The following is a 3,380-nucleotide window of genomic DNA, read 5'->3' as shown; positions in this document are numbered from 1 at the left end:
TATTAAAAGACAAACTTAAGATGTATAAAATTCAAAGCGGTTTTCAGTACTTTTTTAAAGGCTTTTTTTACCTTTTTTAATAGTAATTTATTCAATATTTTGAACTTCCAAACCCGCTTCAAATCTTATACTAGAACGTTGGCAACTATTTAAACAAACTCTGAGTTCAAAGCAAACAAAATGAAAAGACTAAGAAACATAGGAATATATTATACCGTATTTGGAATTTTACTAATGATTAGTTTTATTTTCACTAATCTATGGAGAATATCTATAATTGGAATAATACTACTTTTAGTTTATTTTTTCTTAAAAATTGTATGTAAAAAGAAAAAAATAGTTACAAAATTAACTAAACAGCAATTACAACTTTGGGATTTTATTTTAGTTATTTTACCATTTGTCTATGTATTATTAGCCTCTTGGTATGTTTGGAGACCTTATAAACAAACTATCATTCTTCCCAAAAATTATGAAGGTGTTGTTGCCATACAATATGATAGACCTAATGGACAAAAAGAAAAATGGACTGGAGGATTTTTAGGAATAGGTACATCTAGAGTAATAGAAGTAGATAATACAGGTATTGCTAAAACTCAATTTAAGTTTCATAATAATGCAATTCCTTTTCTAGGAGCAAAACAAAATTACCAAAATAAAGGTGGACTAAAAATCTATTATGAAAATGATTTAAATAATGAAATCATTAAAGATGCTGATGGTAAATACGCTACATATGAAAGTAATAAAGGGATATGTGTATTTTTTTCAGAATCTAGACATCAATATGACCCTATCATTATTTTTACTGTGGCAAATAAAAAACATTACAACTATTTTTTTATGAACAAAAAGGAAAAAGATATTTGGATGTACAAAAAACAGAAAAAATCTAATTTTTACATAGAAGAACCTACACACGTATTCAATGAAAAATTTAATTATTATAATAATTTGTAAAAAACAGAAAAAATGTTTCCACTTTCAATAAAATTTCAAGCGTTCATTCCAAAGTCACTTGGAAAACCTCTATTAAGTTATTTTGAAAATACAAATCGTTTTAGATTACTTGACAATAAAGAAGAGTTTATAAGACAATTAAGTAGTTTTAATATTCAAAGACACACTTGGCTTCCTGAGCCTGGTTCTTTATCTAATTATTATGCAACTGATAATGTAGAAATGTTTCATCATCATAGCGAGCATACTACTCGATTAGCAATAAATGCGGAAATTGATTTAACTAAAATTGGAAATTATAATTTTGAAAGTGAAATTTTTAGACACGACAAGCACAATTTTAAATATGGAGGGGCAAATAGCCAACATTCTGGTAAAAGCCATCAAGTAAAGGCATATATAAAACGGATTCCTTTTCATGACGATACGCCTCGTGCGTCAAACAAAGATATGTATATTGGTGTTTGTAGTGAATTACATTCTGACCGTTCAGACGAAGCCCCTTTAGATATATCAATTAATAATTCAAAAAAGCATTCTTTCTCTGATGGAGGAGATGATACCACAACAATTAAGATTTCTGCTTCTGCTGGTTATCCTTTTGCTGAGCCTTTCTCCCCTAATATTGATTTTGAATTAGAAATTAAACTTTTTAAAAACTTATCCAGTAAGTCTATTGATGTGCAAGTAAAAGGATGGCACAATGATTTCCCTGCTTATGAATTAATTATTGATGATAGAGCTGTTTACACGCATAATCCTTCTGACTATGGATATACTGGTCCTGGTTTTGGAAATTTAACTAAAAGTAGAGATTTCCAAAGAACACATACAATCTATTTGAATGACTGGGATATAAGAACTTTAAAAGAGAAAAACAAATTTGGGAGGTGAAACAGTTGCCAACAATCTGTATAGTTAATGGCTACAAAGTGCAAAATTAAAAGGAAAGTGCTTTTTTATAAAAGTTATTGTTAAACTGAAATGTATAAGTATTTTAACACGCCACTAACCATACAGTCAACGTTGTGCAACATTAAAAACCGAAAATATATTTATGAGTAACGTTAAAAAAGGTAATCAATTTGAGGAAAAATCACTTAAAATAATTGAAAATCTAAAAGAAAATGGATTATTTGGAATTAAAGATTTTATTGAAATTACTCCTAAAGCTAAACGTTATTCAGAATTAAGAAAAGCCGAAATTGAATTTGACTTAATAATTGAATTCAAACCTCCAAATGCTGATAGACCTATGATGACTTATTTCATAGAGTGTAAAAATTATGGGAAAAGAGTACCTGTTGAACAAGTACAGAAATTTCATAGTGATATTTTACAAGTTTCTGGAGTAAACGCAAAAGGAATTATAATAAGTCGAGGAGCTTTTCAAAAATCTGCTTATAACTTTGCCGAATCAACGGGTATGATGGTTATAGAAGGTGAATCTGTTAATAATTTCAACATTATCCATTATAAACGTTCTTCCGAAAATGAATCAAAAATTCCATTTATAGAAAAATCTCTAATCCAAAATTTATTAGATGAAGGTTTAAAGTCTATTGAGAAAGTTATTGATAGAGAATTACTAAAAATTCTGGTAGAAACAAAAAATAATCAGACATATGGAATTGATAAACTGTCTAAAGAAGGTATTTACGAAATCTCAAAAGTAGAACTTAATAAAATAAATTCAGGATTATTAAGAAATGCGTACGGATTAAATGCAAAAGAATTAAAGGAGTATCTAAATAGAGAATATGGAATTCAAATACAATATTTTGAACCAAAAGAGCATAATTACTTAGGAACTTGTAATATTGACACAAAAATAATTGGAATCAGTAAAAGAATAGTAAATACATCTAGAGAAATGTTTGTCTTGGGACACGAATTTGGACATTTTTTACTTCATCAAAAAGTTGTAATAAATCAAAAATTATTAAATTCATTCAATGATTCAAAATTTAGTTTTTCAAAAGGAAAGCACAATCTTGAAAACCCTAGACAATGGATAGAATGGCAAGCAAATTATTTTTCTATATCATTATTATTACCTCAAAGTTCCATAACTGCAAAACTTTGGCAATCAATGCAAAGAAGAGGACTTGAAAAAGGTAATTTCGTATTAAATGATTCATTTGATTCTCATAAAAAATTTCAAAGTATTGTAGCATATTTATCTGAACATTTTAATGTATCAAAAACAAGTATAATTTATAGATTAAAAGAGTACGAATTAATAAGTGAAGAATCGAGGACTAAATCTATAAAACAAATAATAGAAGGGTTTAATTTTGAACAATTTATATAAATAACGTTGCACAACAAAGAACTGAGCTAAAAAACAACTCTTTTCTTGATTAAGTTTATACATTATTATTCTAGGCTCATAATTCTATAAATTAGTTTTTTGAGCT

3 protein-coding genes are annotated in these 3,380 nt (G+C 27.4%); all 3 read left to right on the top strand.

Features of this window, described 5'->3' with window-relative positions; all coding sequences use genetic code 11:
* Nucleotides 1-180: 180 nt before the first annotated feature.
* Nucleotides 181-960, top strand: coding sequence for a hypothetical protein (locus AQ1689_RS05800; RefSeq protein WP_101915802.1), 780 nt, complete (start codon nucleotides 181-183; stop codon nucleotides 958-960).
* Nucleotides 961-972: 12 nt separating this feature from the next.
* The gene (locus AQ1689_RS05795; protein WP_101955486.1) at nucleotides 973-1,854 is read left to right on the top strand and encodes a hypothetical protein; all 882 of its coding nucleotides are present in this window, start codon (nucleotides 973-975) and stop codon (nucleotides 1,852-1,854) included.
* Between the two features lie 163 nt (nucleotides 1,855-2,017).
* A complete protein-coding gene (locus AQ1689_RS05790) occupies nucleotides 2,018-3,274 on the top strand; it encodes an ImmA/IrrE family metallo-endopeptidase (protein ID WP_101915804.1) in 1,257 nt (418 codons plus the stop codon).
* Nucleotides 3,275-3,380: the final 106 nt, after the last annotated feature.

The organism is Tenacibaculum finnmarkense, from assembly GCF_900239185.1.
Classification (GTDB): Bacteria; Bacteroidota; Bacteroidia; order Flavobacteriales; family Flavobacteriaceae; genus Polaribacter; species Polaribacter finnmarkensis.
This window is presented reverse-complemented; position numbering and strand designations above follow the sequence as displayed.